The organism is Staphylococcus sp. GDX7P312P (assembly GCF_008385775.1).
Taxonomy (GTDB): Bacteria; Bacillota; Bacilli; order Staphylococcales; family Staphylococcaceae; genus Staphylococcus; species Staphylococcus haemolyticus.
In genome coordinates this window covers 1-17,146 of the sequence record NZ_VUKI01000035.1, presented here as the reverse complement: position 1 = coordinate 17,146, position 17,146 = coordinate 1, and the positions used below count along the sequence as shown (strand labels likewise).

Here is a 17,146-nt window from a genome sequence, read left to right as displayed (position 1 = left end):
TTATGCAACTATGACTAAATTGGAGTCACTTCTTCATGCAAGTACAGGTCTATCATTAGTCAGTGGTTATTTAATGTATAGTCGTCGTCATTTACTCTCGTTTAATAAGAAACATAAGGGCGAAACAACTCAATCTATAAGTGTGATTATACCAGCGCGCAACGAGGAAATGAGATTACCCAAATTGTTAAAAAGTTTGTCTCGGCAATCAATACGAGTTGAATGTATTGTCATGGACGATGATTCAAATGATGGAACAGCTGAAATAGCACGAGAGATGGGCGCAAAAGTGTATAATGTGACGTATGACAACAATAGTAATACCTGGGTTGGTAAGTCATATGCATGTTATCTAGGTGCTTCTTATACAGCGTCAGAAATTCTTATCTTTATGGATGCAGATGTAGAATTGAATAATAAATATGCCCTAGAGGCAATTATTCAGTCATATGCGCGACAACAGTATCGTGGCTTAATGAGTATTCAACCGTATCATGTTGTTCATCAACCTTATGAACACTTATCGGCTATGTTTAATCTTATGACAGTTGTAGGTACAAATAGTTTTTCAACTTTATCTAAATCTAAAGGAGGGTCATTAGCATTTGGACCTGTTACAGTTATGAACAAATCCGATTATATCCTGACACAAGGACATAAAAATGCTGCATCTCATATTATTGAAGGATTTTCTTTAGGAAAAGCCTTTCATCGTTGCCATTTGCCAGTGACGCAATTTGAAGGTCAGGGATTTGTTAGCTTTAGAATGTATGAAGCGGGATTTAAAACAATGATAGAGGGATGGACGAAACACTTAGCGGTAGGTGTTTCGTCAACACAACCTCATATCATGATGTTAATTATCTTATGGATGATGGGAAGTATCACCTCATTTAGCGGATTAATACTTAGTTTATTTATGAAAACTTTGTCATTTAAGCGAATGGCGTTATCATATAGTTTATATACATTACAATTTATTCGATTACATCGTCGAGTAGGACGTTTTTCAATTTTATTTTTAGCTATTAACCCAATATTGTTTTTAGTGTTTGTTTTAATTTATATAAATTCATATCGTCACATTCATTACACGAAACAGGTAAAATGGAAAGGACGACAATTTAGTATTAAATAATATTTAGCAGGGGGTTCTCCATGAGCACATTAGAAGAAAATTATCAATATTGTCATCAAATTATGAAAGATTACTCTAAGAGTTTCTCATATGCGTTTGATATGTTACCAGAACAACAACGACGAGCAATCTGGGCGATTTATGCAGTTTGTAGAATCGTTGATGATAGTATCGATGTACACCAAGACGTGGAATATCTACATAAGATTAACCGTGATGTTAAAGCTATTGAACATCAAACAACAACGACATTTGAAAGTGATGACCGCATTATGATGGCATTTGCTGATGCAGCTACACATTTCCAAATGAATTTCCAAGCCCTCTATGACTTAATTGATACGGTTGAAGCAGACCAGCATTTCGAAATGTTTGAAACAGATCGTGGTCTACTAGATTATTGTTATGGTGTTGCGGGAACTGTAGGCGTATTACTGATCCCAATACTAGCAACGCCACCATCAGATGAAGCATATGAGTATGGAAAGCAATTAGGTGAGGCGCTTCAATTAACGAACATACTACGTGATGTTGGTGAAGATTATCGCAACGGGCGTATTTACTTTAGTAAAGCACGTTTAAATGAATTTAATGTTTCAATTGCTGATGAAATAGAACGTGATCAACCCTCTGACAATTACATTAAAATTTGGGAATTCTACGCTACATTAGCCGATAATAACTATGACATGGTTTTAAATCATCTTGATGTATACAATGAAGAATCTCGAATGATTATTGAGTTAGCAGCCCAAGTATATCGAGGTATATTAACCGAAGTACGTAAAGCAGATTACTCATTGAAAGACCGTGCGTACGTTTCTAAATGGAAAAAACATAAAATCTACCGCAATTTAAAGAAAAAATATAAAGATTAGGTGAGATATATGAATATAGCAGTAGTAGGCGCTGGCGTTACCGGCTTAGCAGCTGCAGCACGATTAGCCGCTAAAGGTCATCAAGTTACAATATTTGAGAAGAATGAACAAGTTGGTGGCCGTATGAGCCAATTTAAGAAAGATGGCTTTACTTTTGATATGGGACCAACCATAGTGATGGTACCGGATGTTTATAAAGCTGTATTTGAAGAAAGTGGCAAACGTTTTGAAGATTACGTAGATATGAAGCCACTAACACATATTTTTGATATTTATTTTTCTGATAAAGATAAAGTGAGTGTATCAACTGATTTAGCACAACTTAGTCAAACGTTAGAAGCGATAGAACCAGGTTCTACTCAAGGTTTTATGCAATTTTTAACGGATGTGTATAAACGATATGAAGTGGCGCGCAAATACTTCCTTGAACGAACATTCCGTAAACCAAGTGAATTTTATAACCCATTGACGCTATATCGTGGATTAAAATTAAAGACATTTAATAATGCGAATCAATTAATAGATAATTATGTATCCAATGAAAAAATACGTAAGTTACTCGCATTTCAAACGTTATACATAGGTATTGATCCTAAACAAGGGCCTTCAATTTATTCTATTATTCCAATGATTGAAATGGTACATGGCGTTCATTATATAAAAGGCGGTATGTATGGCTTAGCGCAAGGTTTACTACAACTTGGTCAAGACCATGGTGTTAAAGTAGAACTTAATGCAGATGTACAAGAAATCATTATTGATCCTAAATTTAAACGTGCAGATGGTCTACGTGTTAATGGTGATATTCGACGTTTTGACAAAGTGCTATGTACTGCTGACTTTCCATACGTGGCACAAAACTTAATGCCTGCGCACTCACCTTTAAAGAACTATTCTCCTGAAAAGGTAGATAACATGGACTATTCATGTTCAGCATTTTTAATTTATGCAGGTATTAATCGTCAATTACGTGATAAATTACATGTACATAATGTTGTATTTGCTAAAGATTTTAGAGGCAATATTGATGACATTTTTAGTGGTAAGATGCCTGATGATCCATCATTATATCTTTACTTCCCATCTGTAGAAGACGAAACATTAGCGCCTAAAGATCAGACAGGGATGTATGTCTTAATGCCAGTCCCTGAGTTGAAGACAGGTGAAATTGACTGGAACGATCCTAGCAGGGTTGAACAAGCGAAAGATGTCATTTATAACAAATTAGAAACGATTGAGGCACTTAAAGATATACGTCAGGATATTGTATCTGAAACAGTATTTACACCGCTTGATTTTGAGAGTCGTTATAATGCCAAATTCGGTTCAGCATTTGGGCTTATGCCAACACTTACACAAAGTAATTATTATAGACCCCCAAATGTATCAAGAGATTATAAAGACTTATACTTCGCAGGGGCAAGTACGCACCCTGGTGCAGGTGTGCCAATTGTGTTGACTAGTGCTAAAATTACTGCCGAAGCAATGTTAGAAGATATAGAACACGGAAAATAAAGTAAAACTTGCTATAAATCTGAAAATTATAAATATTGACAATACTTATTGAACTGATACAATAAATATTAATTCAATAGACTTATCCAGAGAAGTGAAGGGATTTGGCCCAATGAAACTTCAGCAACAGACTTAAAAGACAAAAGTACTGTGCTAATTCCAAAGAGGTATGCCTCAAAGATAAGTGTCATAGTCATAACTAAGCTATATGTCACTATCAATTGAGAGTGATATATAGCTTTTTTAATTTTAAAAGGGGGTAAATAATGACAATTTCTAATAAACTAGCCAATATTCCTGATAGTTACTTTGGTAAGACAATGGGACGTAAGGTTGAGCATGGACCACTACCGTTAATTAATATGGCAGTTGGTATCCCGGATGGCGAAACGCCTAAAGGCATCGTTGATCACTTTGCTGATGCTGTTCGAATTCCTGAAAATCAAAAATATGGTGCATTTCATGGTAAGGAATCCTTTAAAGAAGCAATTGTTAATTTCTATCAAAGACAATATGGTGTTGAGCTACATAAAGATGATGAAGTGTGCATACTTTATGGTACTAAAAATGGTTTAGTGGCTTTGCCTACATGTATTGTTAATCCTGGAGAAAACGTGCTACTTCCAGACCCAGGTTATACGGATTATCTCGCTGGTGTCATGCTTGCTGATGCCAATCCAGTACCACTTAATTTGGAGCCTCCACATTATTTGCCAGATTGGAGCAAAGTAGATGCACAAACATTAGCACGTACGTCACTCGTTTATTTGACTTACCCAAATAATCCTACTGGATCAACGGCTACTAAAGCAGTGTTTGACGAAGCGATTCAAAGATTTAAAGGTACACATACAAAGATCGTTCATGATTTCGCTTATAGTGCTTTTGGATTTGATGCAAAGAACCCAAGTATACTTGCTTCTAAAGATGCAAAGGAAGTAGCAATTGAAATCTTTTCATTATCCAAAGGCTATAATATGTCAGGATTTAGAGTAGGATTCGCAGTAGGTAACAAAGACATGATACAAGCGCTTAAAAAATATCAAACACATACTAATGCTGGTATGTTTGGTGCCCTTCAAGATGCAGCAACATACGCACTTAATCACTATGATGACTTTCTAGATCAACAAAATGAAACATTCAAACGTCGTCGTGACACGTTTGAAAAGCAATTAAAAGATGCCAACTTACCATTTGTACATTCTAAAGGTGGTATTTACTCATGGCTTCAAACACCACCAGGGTATGATAGTGAATCATTTGAACAGTATTTGTTAAAAGAACAATCGATCTTAGTGGCGCCTGGCATTCCATTTGGTGAAAATGGTCGTCATTACGTCCGTATTTCCCTAGCATTAGATGACCAATTATTAACTGAAGCGGCTAAACGATTAGCTTCTTTATCCTATTTATATAACGAGTAATAAGAAGTCACAAATAGAAAGGATGAAATTTTATGACTAAAATTAAAATAATGAGTGTACGAGACGAAGATATTCCTTACATTGAAGAGTGGGCGGAACAAAATAATGTCGAAGTAGAGTTAAATAAAGAAATATTAACAGAAGATAATGTCGATGGTGTTCAAGGATTTGATGGCTTATCTTTATCTCAACAACACCCAATATCGGAAGATGTATTTGCCAAATTGCAACAATTTGGTATTAAACATATTGCACAACGTAGTGCTGGATTTGATACTTACGACTTAAATTTAGCTACACAATATGGCATTATAATATCCAATGTACCGTCGTATTCACCGAGTTCAATTGCAGAGTTTGCAGTAACACAAGCGATTAATATTGTAAGAAATCAGAACGATATTCAACGTAAACTTCGAGAATATGATTTTAGATGGGAACCTTCTATATTGTCACGTTCAATTAGTGATTTGACCGTAGCTGTTATAGGAACAGGACGTATTGGTTCGATAGTGGCAAGCATTTTTGCAAAAGGGTATGGAAGCCATGTTGTTGCATATGATCCATTTCCTAATGAAAAGGTTGCGCAATATGTTGAGTATAAGGATACGTTGGAAGAAGCTTTACGTGATGCAGATATTGTTACAGTTCATATTCCAGCAACGAAATATAATCCACATCTCTTCAATAAAGATTTATTTTCAAAATTTAAAAAAGGGGCCGTATTTGTAAACGCAGCTAGGGGATCGATTGTTGATACGAGAGCATTACTTGATGCAATTGATAGTGGTCAAATTAAAGGTGCTGCATTAGATACATATGAGCATGAAAGAGGATTATTCCCTGGAGATTACCGTGATAAAGTGATTAATGATGACTTATTAGATGAATTAATTGCTAGAGAAGATATTTGGTTAACACCACATATTGCGTTTTATACTGATGCGGCAGTTAAGAATTTGATTGTTGATGCACTTGATGCAGTCATTGATGTTATTAATACAGGTACTACTAAATTAAGAGTGAATTAAAAAATGGAGTTGGGTGTGGGACAGAATTATTTGTGAATTCATTGTCCCAGACTCAACTCCTTTAATTAGCTTTAGCGAATGCTCACTTCTTAAAATTCGCTTATATTTTAAATCACTTTTATACGGGTTAGATTGACCGCTTAACAAAAGCAGGTTTCTTATCCAGATCTTATTTTACATCGTAGCCTTGATCTTCAATAGCTTCTTTCATTTGTTCAACTGATACTCTGTTTTCGTCGTAATCTACGCGAACTTGATTCTTATCTAAGTCTACTTCTGCTGAAGTCACACCATTTAATTTAGCTAATGCAGATTCCACAGCGTTTCTGCAATGGTCACAGCTCATACCTTCAACGTTAATTACTTTATTAATCATACCTGTCACCTCCGTTGTTCTTACTCATATATACCCATATTTTACTCCTTTTTAATAAACAAAGAAATAAAATAGAAATGCTTCATAATTATAATTTCATTCGTTTTAGTCTTAAGGCATTACTTACAACACTAACTGAACTTAAGGCCATCGCAGCACCAGCTATCCAAGGTGCAAGTAATCCCATTGCCGCAATAGGGATGCCTGCAATGTTGTATCCAAATGCCCAGAATAAGTTCTGTTTAATATTGCGAATTGTTTTCCGACTTGCATGAATGGCCTTAGGAACTAATTGGATATCTCCTCCAAGAATGGTGATATCTGCAGCTTCTATTGCTACTTCTGTACCCGTTCCCATTGCAATGCCGATATCTGCTTTGACAAGTGCAGGAGCATCGTTAATTCCATCGCCTACCATAGCAACTCTATGCTTCTGTTCTTGTAATTGCGTTATATGTTGTGCTTTATCTTCAGGTAGAACGCCAGCAATGACTTGATCAATACCGACTTCTTTAGCAATAGCTTTTGCAGTTCGTTCATTATCACCAGTTAGCATAACCGTTCTAATATTCATAGATGATAATTGTTGGATAGCTTCTTTAGCAGATGTTTTAACAGTGTCAGCTACAGCAACCATGCCCTTTAGTTCGTCGCCATAGGCAATTAGCATAACAGTATGTCCATCAGCTTCCATATGTTCCATTTTCTGCTTAATGCTTTGTATATTGATTTGATGTTCTGACATTAATTTTTGATTGCCTACAAGTAACTTAGTATTATTTATAACAGCTTGTATTCCGTTACCTGGTAATGTTTGATAATTTGTGACATTTACTAAGTTAACTTTGTGTTGTTTGGCATAAGTAACAATTGCAGTAGCAAGTGGGTGTTCAGAGTTATTTTCAGCTGAAGCAACTAAAGCTAAGATATCCTTGTCACCTTCGAAATAAGTTACCTCTGGTTTGCCGTGTGTAAGTGTTCCTGTCTTGTCAAACACAACTGTATCAACTTGATGTGTACGTTCGACATATTCGGCACCTTTAAACAAAATACCATTTTCAGCGGCGCGACCAGTTCCAACCATTATTGAAGTGGGTGTAGCTAAACCAAGTGCACATGGACAAGCAATCACTAGAACTGATATCGCAGCAACAAGTGCATCTTCAAATTGACCATGATGTACAAGTGTAATCCAAATTAAGAATGTCAGTAAAGCAATGGCAATAACAATTGGAACGAAATAGCCTGATATAATATCAGCTAAACGTTGGATAGGTGCTTTAGAACCTTGGGCTTCCTCAACCACTTTAATAATATTGGATAGGGCAGTATCTTTGCCAACTTTAGTTGCCTTAATTGTAATAACACCATTCGTATTCATAGTTGAGCCTATCACTGCATCATCAACATATTTATCAACTGGCATTGATTCACCTGTTAGCATTGATTCATCAATAGCAGTTTCACCCTTAATAATTTGACCATCGACAGGTATCTTTTCACCAGGTTTAATTAACAGAATATCATCTACATTAACTTGGTTGAGCGGTACCATTTTCTCGATACCATTATCATCAATTAGGCGTGCCTCTTTTGCTTGTAAGTTAAGTAATTCACTTAATGCATTCGTCGTTTGTGATTTAGCACGTGCTTCTAAATATTTTCCAAAAAGAATTAATGTGATAAGTACAGCGCTTGTCTCAAAGTAAAGGTGAGGCATGTTTGTGGCACCTGTTAACCATTTAATCATCTCATAAATACTGTAAAAGTATGCTGCACTAGTGCCTAATGCAACGAGCACATCCATATTAGCGCCACCGTTACGTAAATTTTTATAAGCACCAACATAGAACTGCCAACCAATTATAAATTGTATAGGTGTCGCAAGGATAAATTGGAACCAAGGATTCATTAATATGTCGGGTAAATGCATATTAAAGAGATGGACGAGCATTGTCATTAATAGAGGTAATGACAGAATAGCAGAGATCATTAATTTATTTCGCTTATGCTTAAGTTCTTGTTGTTTTCGTGTTGCTTGATCTTCTTCGGATTGTTTAGGCTGCGCGTCGTAACCTAAGTTTCTAATTCGTCCAATTAAGGTATCTAAATCCGTTTGCCCAGGATAATACGCTATCATAGCTTGTTCAGTCGTTAAATTAACTATCGCATCTTTAACACCTGGCGTTTTATTTAATACTTTCTCTATACGATTTGAACATGCTGCGCAGGTCATACCAGTTATGTCTAACTCAGCTTTGTCAATGACTACATCATACCCAAGTTTTTGAACCGTCGTAACAAAGTCATTTATTGCATAGTCTTTAGTATCATATTCAATCGTTGCTTTTTCCGTTGTCAAATTAACTTGTGCTTTTACGTTATCCATTTTATTTAATCGTTTTTCAATACGATTTGAGCAAGCTGCACAAGTCATACCAGTAATGTTCAATGTGGCATTTTGTCTATTGCTCATTAAGACACCTCCATTACAATTCATACATAATATACCCCCTTAGGGTATTCAAGTCAATGTTTCTGTCTTACTTTTTCGCATAAAAAAAGTAGGACAGAATTCTTTGTGAATTCATTGTCCTACTACTTCGAATTTGCAAAATAGCATTATTATATTATTTATGTCCTAGACTACTAACTACTATTGTATTGTAATGATTATATAGTTTACTTAGAAAAAATCAGATGGCTTAAAATTTTCTAAATTTAAGTCTTTATAATTATTAAAATCAAAGTTGGATATATTTTGAACAAGTTCACCGTTTTTCGCTTGATTATAATAATAATTTGCTTCGTTCATTACATCATGATCTTGGAATGTCTTTACAACGCCAAGAATGATAAGCAATGCAATAATACCTTTCAATAAACCTCTCATAGAATGTCGCACTCCTTTTTCTGTAATATCTCGTTAGTGGCTTTAGTTGGTTTCTTTAATAGAAGTTTAATTTAATTATATAGGCTTTCTAATAAAATTGCATGAGACTAGGGGACTGACTTTTTATCGTTCTAAAGTTGTAATAATTTGACCGGTTCTATGCACATTGATCTATTGTTTCAAAAAAGTCTTTATTGGGAACGGTTAAGTAAATGGATAAGGAGTGAAAATGAATGAATCTATTAGAATTCCATAAACAAATTAAAGGTTATACTCAAAATCGTCAACCAGGAACAGAGAAAGACATGGATCCTAGACCCATTTCAGAACTAGATGAATATAAAGCAGCTGGTAAATTGCAAGGTAAAGTTGCATTAATTACTGGTGGTGACTCAGGGATTGGTCGCTCTGTTGCAATCTTGTTTGCTAAAGAAGGCGCTAATGTAGCTATTGGTTATTATGATGAGCATGAAGATGCAGAGGAAACTGTTAATCGTCTTAAAGAGATTGGCGTGAAGGCTAAAGCATATGCTCATGATTTAAAAGATGCACAGCAATCTAAAGAATTAGTGCAACAAGTTGTTCAAGACTTTGGTAATTTAAATATTCTAGTTAATAATGGTGCGGTTCAATATCCTCAAGATAGTTTCATGGACATTACGCCTGAACAATTTAAAGATACATTCGAAACAAATATATTTGGCATGTTCTTCTTATCACAAGCTGCCGTTCCATATTTAAGTGACAACGATACAATTATTAATACAACAAGTGTGACGGCGTATCGTGGTTCTGGACATTTAATTGATTATGCTTCAACTAAAGGTGCGATTGTTTCATTTACACGTTCACTAGCAACTACGCTAATGGAGAAAAATATTCGAGTTAATGGCGTGGCTCCTGGTCCAATTTATACGCCATTAATTCCTGCTACGTTTGATGAGGACAAAGTAGAGAACCAAGGTGGCAACACACCAATGGGTCGACGTGGACAACCGGCTGAACTAGCGCCAGCCTATGTGTTCCTTGCGACAAATGCAGATAGTTCTTACATCACTGGTCAAATTATTCATGTTAATGGTGGCGACTATATTACAACTTAAAAGTAAGCTTTCTTATATTGAGCCATAAAGGTGTTGAGTGCCTTTATGGCTTATTTTATGTTGAAAAAGAGAGTGTTTCCGTGCGAAAACCACTTAATTTGTTTAAACTGTAATATAAATATTAAATGAAGGTGGGTAAGTACAATGACAGAAAAAGAAAAGATGTTAGCACACCAGTGGTATGATGCCAATTTTGATAAAGATCTGGAAACTGAACGAGTACGTGCAAAAGATTTATGTTTTGACTTTAACCAAACGCGTCCGAGTGATGACACTAGAAGACAGGCTATATTAACTGAATTATTTGGTTATACATTAGAGAATGTCGCAATTAATAGTCCGTTCGATACAGATTATGGTTGGAATGTTAAATTAGGCAAAAATGTGTTTGTTAATAGTAATTGCTATTTTATGGATGGAGGAGGCATCACAATCGGTAATGATGTATTTATAGGGCCATCTTGTGGATTCTATACTGCGCATCATCCATTAACATCTAAAGAACGTAATGCAGGATTAGAGTTAGCACAGCCGATTACTATTGGAAATAATATTTGGTTTGGTGGCAATGTCGTTGTCACACCTGGTGTAACGATTGGAGATGGTTCAGTTATAGCAGCAGGAAGTGTCGTAACTAAAGATGTACCACCAAATAGTTTAGTTGCCGGTGTACCACCTAAAGTAATAAGAGAGATAAATGAAAATGATGCGCCTAAATAGTCATTTCATAGGTCAGGTATAAATAACCTTTGAGTCGTCCAGTGGCTTAAAGGTTTTTTTGTATCTAAGAATTTAATATATAAAATAAATTAGTTATATAATATATAAGATAGATAAATGATATAATATATTTGGACTGTATATGGGAGTTCATCTCCATACATACTTAAGAATCAAAATGTAACTCAAAGGATTCATTTTATGACAACAACTTAAGAGAACGAAATACAACTTAGAAAGGAAAATGAATATGACACTGAAGACATTTTTACAAAATCAAAGTCGACGTAAATTCAAATTTATAACGACGCCTTTACAAAGAAGAAATAACTCAGCTTATACACGTAAAATAATGCGTTATGCGCAAAATTATGAAGCGAATAGAGTTAAACAACACGATATTCTATACCAAGTAAGAGATGGAAAGAGTATTTCAGATAGTCCTTATGCTATCTTTAAACGTTTGATTCATCATCCCAAATATCGAAAATATACGCATAAATGGGTTGTCGACACTACCGAAACGTTAGAATTTTATAAAAAGAAATTTGAGAATTACAAAAATATTGAATTCGTGATTAAAGAATCTCCAGAATATTTAAGAGCACTAACCGAATGTAAGTATCTATTTAACAATTCAACATTTCCAGCCTATTTCATTAAAAAGCCTGATCAAATTTATGTGAATACATGGCATGGTACACCACTCAAATATATGGGTCTAGACCTTGAAAATGGCTTGCGTGGTTCGCAAAATATTATTAAAAACTTTTTATCGAGTGATTATATCATAAGTCCTAATCGTCATACGTCAGAAATTTTTGAAAGGGCATTTAGATTGGACAACATTTATGGTGGGCAAATTTTAGAAATTGGCTATCCGAGAATGGATCTTACATTGAATGGTGATTCAAAAACGCTCATTAATGAATTAAGATCATACATAGATATTACTGATGAAAAAGTATTGTTATATTGTCCTACCTGGAGAGGTGATGATGTCAACGCGCCTGAGGAAAGTTTAAATCATATTGTGGAAGAAGTTGAAAAGTTGAAACTTCATCTTGATTATCAAGTATTAGTAAAGGTTCATCCATTTATTTATAAAGAAGCAATTAAAAATGAGGCGCTAAAACCATATCTTATTCCAGATTATTTTGATACAAATGAAATATTGGCGTTTGTTGATTTAATGATAACGGATTATTCAAGTATCTTCTTTGATTATTTAGTAACAAATAAACCCATTGTCTTTTATACACCTGACTACGAAACATATCAATTTGAAAGAGGAGTGTATATCAACACTCAAGATTTACCGGGACCGGTTGTGCATACCATTGATGATGTTGTACAAGCTATACAACAAAAAACATATCAATTAAGTAAGGTGAAACATAACTATCAAACGTTTAAAAAGACGTATGCTTATCTAGATGACGGAAATGTTGTTGACAAGGTGATTGAGCGGGTATTTACCTCAAAACATAAACGTAAAAAGAAAAAGAAATGTGCTAAAAAACGACTATTAATTTATCCTGGCGGGATGAAAAATAATGGTATTACATCGTCTGTTATTAATTTATTAGAAAATATTGATTACAATCAATACGACGTTACTCTATTTACAAATAGAAGTAATAATGAAGAAATCTTGAATAACCTGAATAATGTTAATCAAAATGTAAGAATTATTTTAAGAGTTGGACCATTAGCAGCGTCGTTAAAAGAGACGTATAAAGTAGACTTCGTCAGACAACGAGGGCTAAAAAGTGCATTAGAACGTTTCTTATATCCAAAACATGTATATGAACGTGAGATGCGTAAAATATTAGGTGAAAGTCAATTTGATTATGCGATAGATTTCAGTGGGTATTCTATGTTTTGGGCGAATCTTATTTTAGCTACGACTGCTAAACGTAAGTTGGTCTACCTTCATAGTGATATCAAAGCGGACATGGAGAGAACCGTAAATGGTGTGAAACCGCATTATCAAAATTTAAAAGGTTTGATCACATTGTATGATCAATTTGATAAACTGGTATGTGTTTCTGATGCATCAAAAGAACAAAATATGCGCAATATAGCTAAAAAAGCACTAAATAAGAAATTTGTAGCGTCAAGAAACACGATTAATTTAAGTAAAATATCGAAATTCATGTTAGATGATGCTGATCAATTTGAGAAAAATAATGTACCGGTGCTCGTCAGTGTGAATAAAGGGAAAGTAACGTCGGTGCCTTTTAAAGAGGATGATTTTAAAATTGTGTCGGTTGGCCGTTTATCACCTGAAAAAGGATTTGATTTATTAATTGAAGCGGTTGGCAAGGTTATCGTGCACTATCCTAATACGAAATTATATATTATGGGAGAAGGTCCATTAAGACATAAATTAGAACAACAAATCCGTAAGTTGAAGTTAGAACAGCATGTCTTTTTATTAGGACAACGAAAAAATCCATTCTATATTATGAAACAAGCAGATGTCTTATCGTTAACGTCTTATTATGAAGGCCAATCAATGGTTCTACTTGAAGCACTATCACTTGGTATGAATGTATTGGCATCGGATATCATTGCGAATCGTTATGTATTAAATAATGGTAAGTATGGTATGTTAGTGAGTCATGATGTCAATGATATTAAGCACGGCTTAGAGCGTTTTATCAAACATCAAACACCACATTATGAGACGTTTAACGCTCAAGAATACAATCAATTAGCGATAGAAGAGTTCTATAAACTTCTAAAATAATCAGTAAATTCAATATCTATTAAACTTAAAGAATTCTTGATCCAAAAAGCGTTTGAATGTGTATTAATCATGATTGGAAAAAGCATGTAGTAATTCCATGGGTTTATTAAAATGATAAAAAGACAATTTCTATTGAAATTAAATAGAGATTGTCTTTTAAATTTATCTGAGTCTATAGTCGATTGTTTTATAATTTTACTTCATGTTCTTTATTATATGCTAAATAAGATTGAATGCCTTTAGCTATATCATATTTAGGGTGATAACCTAATGATTCAAGTGGTGTAATGTCAGCACAAGAATGCTTAATATCTCCAAGTCTTGGTGCTTTAAATTGGCATGGGATACTGTACTTGAAGCCCTTCTCAAACGCTTTAAAAACTGCTTTCAGATTTGTTTGTATGCCCGTACCTATGTTGAATATTGAACCACTTGTTGTTGGGGTATTAAGCACAAGCCACATAGCGTCAATTAAATCATTAATGTAAACAAAATCACGAGTTTGTTCACCATCACCATAGAAGGTAAATTCAGTTTGATTGGTAAATTTATGATTCATTATTGAGATGACACCTGAATAATCCGAGTTAGGATTTTGTCTTGGGCCATAAACATTAAAGAATCTGAGACAAGCGCAGGGAATATCGAATAAATGATTGTAAATCTTTGCATACTGTTCTCCAGCGTATTTCTGTATTGCATATGGAGATAATGGCGACGGTTTAGAGAGAGAAACGGATTTAGGTAAACTTGGTAGATCACCGTAAATGGCTGCCGATGACGCAAATATGAATTTCTTAATTTGCTTATTATACGTTCGAATAGTTTCTAAAAGATGAACTGTGGCATCAATATTAATTTGATTAGATAATGATGGTTTCTCAATCGTTTCAACAACACTCACCATGGCTGCTAAATGAATAACATAATCAAATTGTTCTTGACGTATTAATTGCGTTACAAACTCAAAATCGGTGATATCCTTTACGTAAATATGTTCTTTATTAACAAAGGGAATATTATGTAAGTATCCGGAACTTAAATTATCTATGACATGTACCTCGATATTTTGCTTAACAAAATGTTCGGCTACATGTGAGCCAATGAATCCTGCTCCGCCTGTAATTAATGCTTTCATGTGTGTACTTCCTTTTCTTGATGTCGTTAAATTGTGTAAATTTATTATACTTTATTTTTATAAAAATATAAAATTAGAATAATATAGTTAGATTGTTTCGAAAAATAAGCCACCTTTGACTAATAATTAAAACTTTTCAGATAATGTTAATGTAAGCGATTGCAAAAACAACCCTAAGCATAGTAGAATGAAATTAATGACACAAATTATCATTTTAAGTAAGTCATTGTTTTACTGATTTTTATAATTCTTACAAATACATAGGGGGTAATTAAGAATGGTAGTACCTTTCAAAAATGAACCTGGGATTGATTTTTCAGTACAAGAAAATGTAGAAAGATTTCAAAAAACGTTAGAGCAAGTTAAAAGTGAACTTGGTCAAACACTTCCGATTGTGATTGACGGTGAGCACATTACTAAAGATGATACATTTGATTCAATTAATCCAGCTAATACATCGGAATTAATTGCTAAAGTATCTAAAGCTACTAAGGAAGATGTAGATAAAGCGTTTGAATCTTCAAACAAAGCTTATAAAGCATGGCGTCAATGGTCACATAAAGATCGTGCAGAATTATTATTACGTGTTGCAGCAATTATTCGCCGTCGTAAAGAGGAAATCTCTGCAGTCATGGTATATGAAGCAGGTAAACCTTGGGATGAGGCTGTTGGTGATGCAGCAGAAGGTATCGACTTTATCGAATACTATGCACGTTCAATGATGGAATTAGCAGATGGTAAACCGGTATTAGATCGTGAAGGGGAACATAACAAGTACTTCTATAAATCAATTGGTACTGGTGTTACAATTCCACCTTGGAACTTCCCATTTGCAATCATGGCTGGTACAACATTAGCACCAGTTGTTGCTGGTAACACGGTTCTATTGAAACCTGCTGAAGATACAGTATTAACAGCGTATAAATTAATCGAAATCTTAGAAGAAGCGGGACTTCCTAAAGGTGTTGTTAACTTTGTACCTGGTGATCCGAAAGAAATCGGTGACTATTTAGTTGATTCTGTTCATACACACTTTGTTACATTTACAGGTTCACGTGCAACAGGAACTCGTATTTACGAACGCAGCGCAGTTGTTCAAGAAGGACAAACATTCTTAAAACGTGTTATTGCAGAAATGGGCGGTAAAGATGCGATTGTCGTTGATGAAAATATTGATACTGATTTAGCTGCAGAATCAATTGTAACGTCAGCATTTGGTTTCTCAGGCCAAAAATGTTCTGCATGTTCACGTGCCATCGTACACAGTTCAGTGTATGATGAAGTATTAGAAAAAGCGGTAGCATTAACTAAAGAATTAACAGTTGGTAATACTGTAGATAATACATTTATGGGTCCTGTTATTAATAAAAAACAATTCGACAAAATTAAAAAATATATCGAAATTGGTGGAAAAGAAGGTAAAATTGAAATCGGTGGCGAAGCTGATGATTCAACAGGTTACTTCATTAAACCAACAATTATTTCAGGATTAAAATCATCTGATCAAGTAATGCAAGAAGAAATCTTTGGTCCAGTGGTTGGCTTTACTAAATTTGATAATTTCGAAGAAGCGATTGAAATTGCGAATGATACAGACTATGGCTTAACAGGTGCAGTTATCACAAATAATCGTGAAAACTGGATTAAAGCTGTCAATGAATTCGAAGTAGGTAACTTATATCTTAACCGTGGATGTACTTCAGCAGTTGTAGGCTATCATCCATTTGGTGGATTTAAAATGTCTGGTACAGATGCCAAAACAGGTAGCCCAGATTACTTATTAAACTTCTTAGAACAAAAAGTAGTTTCAGAGATGTTCTAAGCAATCAAAATCAATATATAACATGTTCAATAAATTTTAAAATAACATTTCTAAATAAATAGTCAGTAGATGAGTGTAGTCCATTCATTTACTGACTTATTTTTATTTCATTAAACTTGAGATGATTGTCTAGGGGGGAAAGAAATTCTTTAAAGTAATTCTTAATTGTTTTACATTTTATAATTACTTACCTAAGTGTCAAAGCACATAGGTTCATTATTTAACTTAAATTATTTCGCATTCCAGTGGGAAAGGCTCGTGCCTGTAGTCCTCTAAAGAAATTCTTAGATGAACATTTACTCATTCTGTTGTGATGCTTGCCTAGGGGTATGGGTCGAGCCGCGGTCTTG

Annotated in this window: 13 protein-coding genes and 1 riboswitch; of the genes, 9 read left to right on the top strand and 4 right to left on the bottom strand. The window is 34.5% G+C overall.

What is annotated here, in order from left to right; translation table 11 throughout:
- Positions 1 to 10 precede the first annotated feature (10 nt).
- The 5 genes from F1592_RS09975 to F1592_RS09955 all read left to right on the top strand — a co-directional run bounded on the left by F1592_RS09975 (position 11) and on the right by F1592_RS09955 (position 5,989).
- Positions 11 to 1,138 carry a glycosyltransferase family 2 protein gene (locus tag F1592_RS09975; RefSeq protein WP_149809570.1) on the top strand — a complete coding sequence of 376 codons (1,128 nt, stop codon included), beginning with the start codon at positions 11 to 13 and terminating at the stop codon, positions 1,136 to 1,138.
- A 20-nt stretch (positions 1,139 to 1,158) separates the two neighbouring features.
- Positions 1,159 to 2,016, top strand: coding sequence for a phytoene/squalene synthase family protein (locus tag F1592_RS09970; protein WP_053018480.1), 858 nt, complete (start codon positions 1,159 to 1,161; stop codon positions 2,014 to 2,016).
- Between the two features lie 9 nt (positions 2,017 to 2,025).
- Positions 2,026 to 3,531, top strand: a complete 1,506-nt coding sequence (locus tag F1592_RS09965; RefSeq protein ID WP_053016388.1) for a phytoene desaturase family protein — start codon at positions 2,026 to 2,028, stop codon at positions 3,529 to 3,531.
- A 79-nt stretch (positions 3,532 to 3,610) separates the two neighbouring features.
- Positions 3,611 to 3,718, top strand: a riboswitch (SAM riboswitch).
- A 79-nt stretch (positions 3,719 to 3,797) separates the two neighbouring features.
- Positions 3,798 to 4,958, top strand: coding sequence for an aminotransferase class I/II-fold pyridoxal phosphate-dependent enzyme (locus tag F1592_RS09960; RefSeq protein WP_011274817.1), 1,161 nt, complete (start codon positions 3,798 to 3,800; stop codon positions 4,956 to 4,958).
- A 32-nt stretch (positions 4,959 to 4,990) separates the two neighbouring features.
- The gene (locus F1592_RS09955; RefSeq protein WP_107609927.1) at positions 4,991 to 5,989 is read left to right on the top strand and encodes a D-lactate dehydrogenase; all 999 of its coding nucleotides are present in this window, start codon (positions 4,991 to 4,993) and stop codon (positions 5,987 to 5,989) included.
- 169 nt (positions 5,990 to 6,158) lie between these two features.
- On the opposite strand, the gene copZ is transcribed toward F1592_RS09955, so the two are convergent.
- The 3 genes from copZ to F1592_RS09940 all read right to left on the bottom strand — a co-directional run bounded on the left by copZ (position 6,159) and on the right by F1592_RS09940 (position 9,258).
- Positions 6,159 to 6,365: a copper chaperone CopZ gene (gene copZ / locus F1592_RS09950; RefSeq protein WP_029376679.1), complete on the bottom strand. Its 207-nt coding sequence runs from the start codon at positions 6,363 to 6,365 to the stop codon at positions 6,159 to 6,161.
- A gap of 88 nt (positions 6,366 to 6,453) precedes the next feature.
- Positions 6,454 to 8,841: a heavy metal translocating P-type ATPase gene (locus tag F1592_RS09945; RefSeq protein WP_149809560.1), complete on the bottom strand. Its 2,388-nt coding sequence runs from the start codon at positions 8,839 to 8,841 to the stop codon at positions 6,454 to 6,456.
- A 210-nt stretch (positions 8,842 to 9,051) separates the two neighbouring features.
- Positions 9,052 to 9,258 (bottom strand): hypothetical protein, encoded by a 207-nt coding sequence (locus F1592_RS09940; protein WP_011274822.1) that lies wholly within the window; start codon positions 9,256 to 9,258, stop codon positions 9,052 to 9,054.
- 233 nt (positions 9,259 to 9,491) lie between these two features.
- On the opposite strand from F1592_RS09940, the gene F1592_RS09935 reads away from it, so the two are divergent.
- The 3 genes from F1592_RS09935 to F1592_RS09925 all read left to right on the top strand — a co-directional run bounded on the left by F1592_RS09935 (position 9,492) and on the right by F1592_RS09925 (position 13,836).
- Positions 9,492 to 10,361 (top strand): SDR family oxidoreductase, encoded by an 870-nt coding sequence (locus tag F1592_RS09935; protein WP_053016392.1) that lies wholly within the window; start codon positions 9,492 to 9,494, stop codon positions 10,359 to 10,361.
- A gap of 144 nt (positions 10,362 to 10,505) precedes the next feature.
- Complete coding sequence (locus tag F1592_RS09930; RefSeq protein WP_149809559.1) at positions 10,506 to 11,081, top strand: sugar O-acetyltransferase; 576 nt, start codon at positions 10,506 to 10,508, stop codon at positions 11,079 to 11,081.
- Between the two features lie 250 nt (positions 11,082 to 11,331).
- Positions 11,332 to 13,836, top strand: coding sequence for a glycosyltransferase (locus F1592_RS09925; RefSeq protein WP_053016396.1), 2,505 nt, complete (start codon positions 11,332 to 11,334; stop codon positions 13,834 to 13,836).
- Between the two features lie 187 nt (positions 13,837 to 14,023).
- On the opposite strand, the gene F1592_RS09920 is transcribed toward F1592_RS09925, so the two are convergent.
- Complete coding sequence (locus F1592_RS09920; protein WP_053016398.1) at positions 14,024 to 14,974, bottom strand: NAD-dependent epimerase/dehydratase family protein; 951 nt, start codon at positions 14,972 to 14,974, stop codon at positions 14,024 to 14,026.
- A 277-nt stretch (positions 14,975 to 15,251) separates the two neighbouring features.
- Here F1592_RS09920 and pruA point away from each other — a divergent pair, with 277 nt between their 5' ends.
- Positions 15,252 to 16,796 (top strand): L-glutamate gamma-semialdehyde dehydrogenase, encoded by a 1,545-nt coding sequence (gene pruA, locus F1592_RS09915; protein WP_053016400.1) that lies wholly within the window; start codon positions 15,252 to 15,254, stop codon positions 16,794 to 16,796.
- Positions 16,797 to 17,146: the final 350 nt, after the last annotated feature.

Excerpts from the sequence above, each read along its gene's own strand:
- F1592_RS09975 (WP_149809570.1), top strand. The coding sequence starts at position 11 with ATGACTAAATTGGAGTCACTTCTTCATGCAAGTACAGGTCTATCATTA.
- F1592_RS09970 (WP_053018480.1), top strand. The coding sequence starts at position 1,159 with ATGAGCACATTAGAAGAAAATTATCAATATTGTCATCAAATTATGAAA.
- F1592_RS09965 (WP_053016388.1), top strand. The coding sequence starts at position 2,026 with ATGAATATAGCAGTAGTAGGCGCTGGCGTTACCGGCTTAGCAGCTGCA.
- F1592_RS09960 (WP_011274817.1), top strand. The coding sequence starts at position 3,798 with ATGACAATTTCTAATAAACTAGCCAATATTCCTGATAGTTACTTTGGT.
- F1592_RS09955 (WP_107609927.1), top strand. The coding sequence starts at position 4,991 with ATGACTAAAATTAAAATAATGAGTGTACGAGACGAAGATATTCCTTAC.
- copZ (WP_029376679.1), bottom strand. The coding sequence starts at position 6,365 with ATGATTAATAAAGTAATTAACGTTGAAGGTATGAGCTGTGACCATTGC.
- F1592_RS09945 (WP_149809560.1), bottom strand. The coding sequence starts at position 8,841 with ATGAGCAATAGACAAAATGCCACATTGAACATTACTGGTATGACTTGT.
- F1592_RS09940 (WP_011274822.1), bottom strand. The coding sequence starts at position 9,258 with ATGAGAGGTTTATTGAAAGGTATTATTGCATTGCTTATCATTCTTGGC.
- F1592_RS09935 (WP_053016392.1), top strand. The coding sequence starts at position 9,492 with ATGAATCTATTAGAATTCCATAAACAAATTAAAGGTTATACTCAAAAT.
- F1592_RS09930 (WP_149809559.1), top strand. The coding sequence starts at position 10,506 with ATGACAGAAAAAGAAAAGATGTTAGCACACCAGTGGTATGATGCCAAT.
- F1592_RS09925 (WP_053016396.1), top strand. The coding sequence starts at position 11,332 with ATGACACTGAAGACATTTTTACAAAATCAAAGTCGACGTAAATTCAAA.
- F1592_RS09920 (WP_053016398.1), bottom strand. The coding sequence starts at position 14,974 with ATGAAAGCATTAATTACAGGCGGAGCAGGATTCATTGGCTCACATGTA.
- pruA (WP_053016400.1), top strand. The coding sequence starts at position 15,252 with ATGGTAGTACCTTTCAAAAATGAACCTGGGATTGATTTTTCAGTACAA.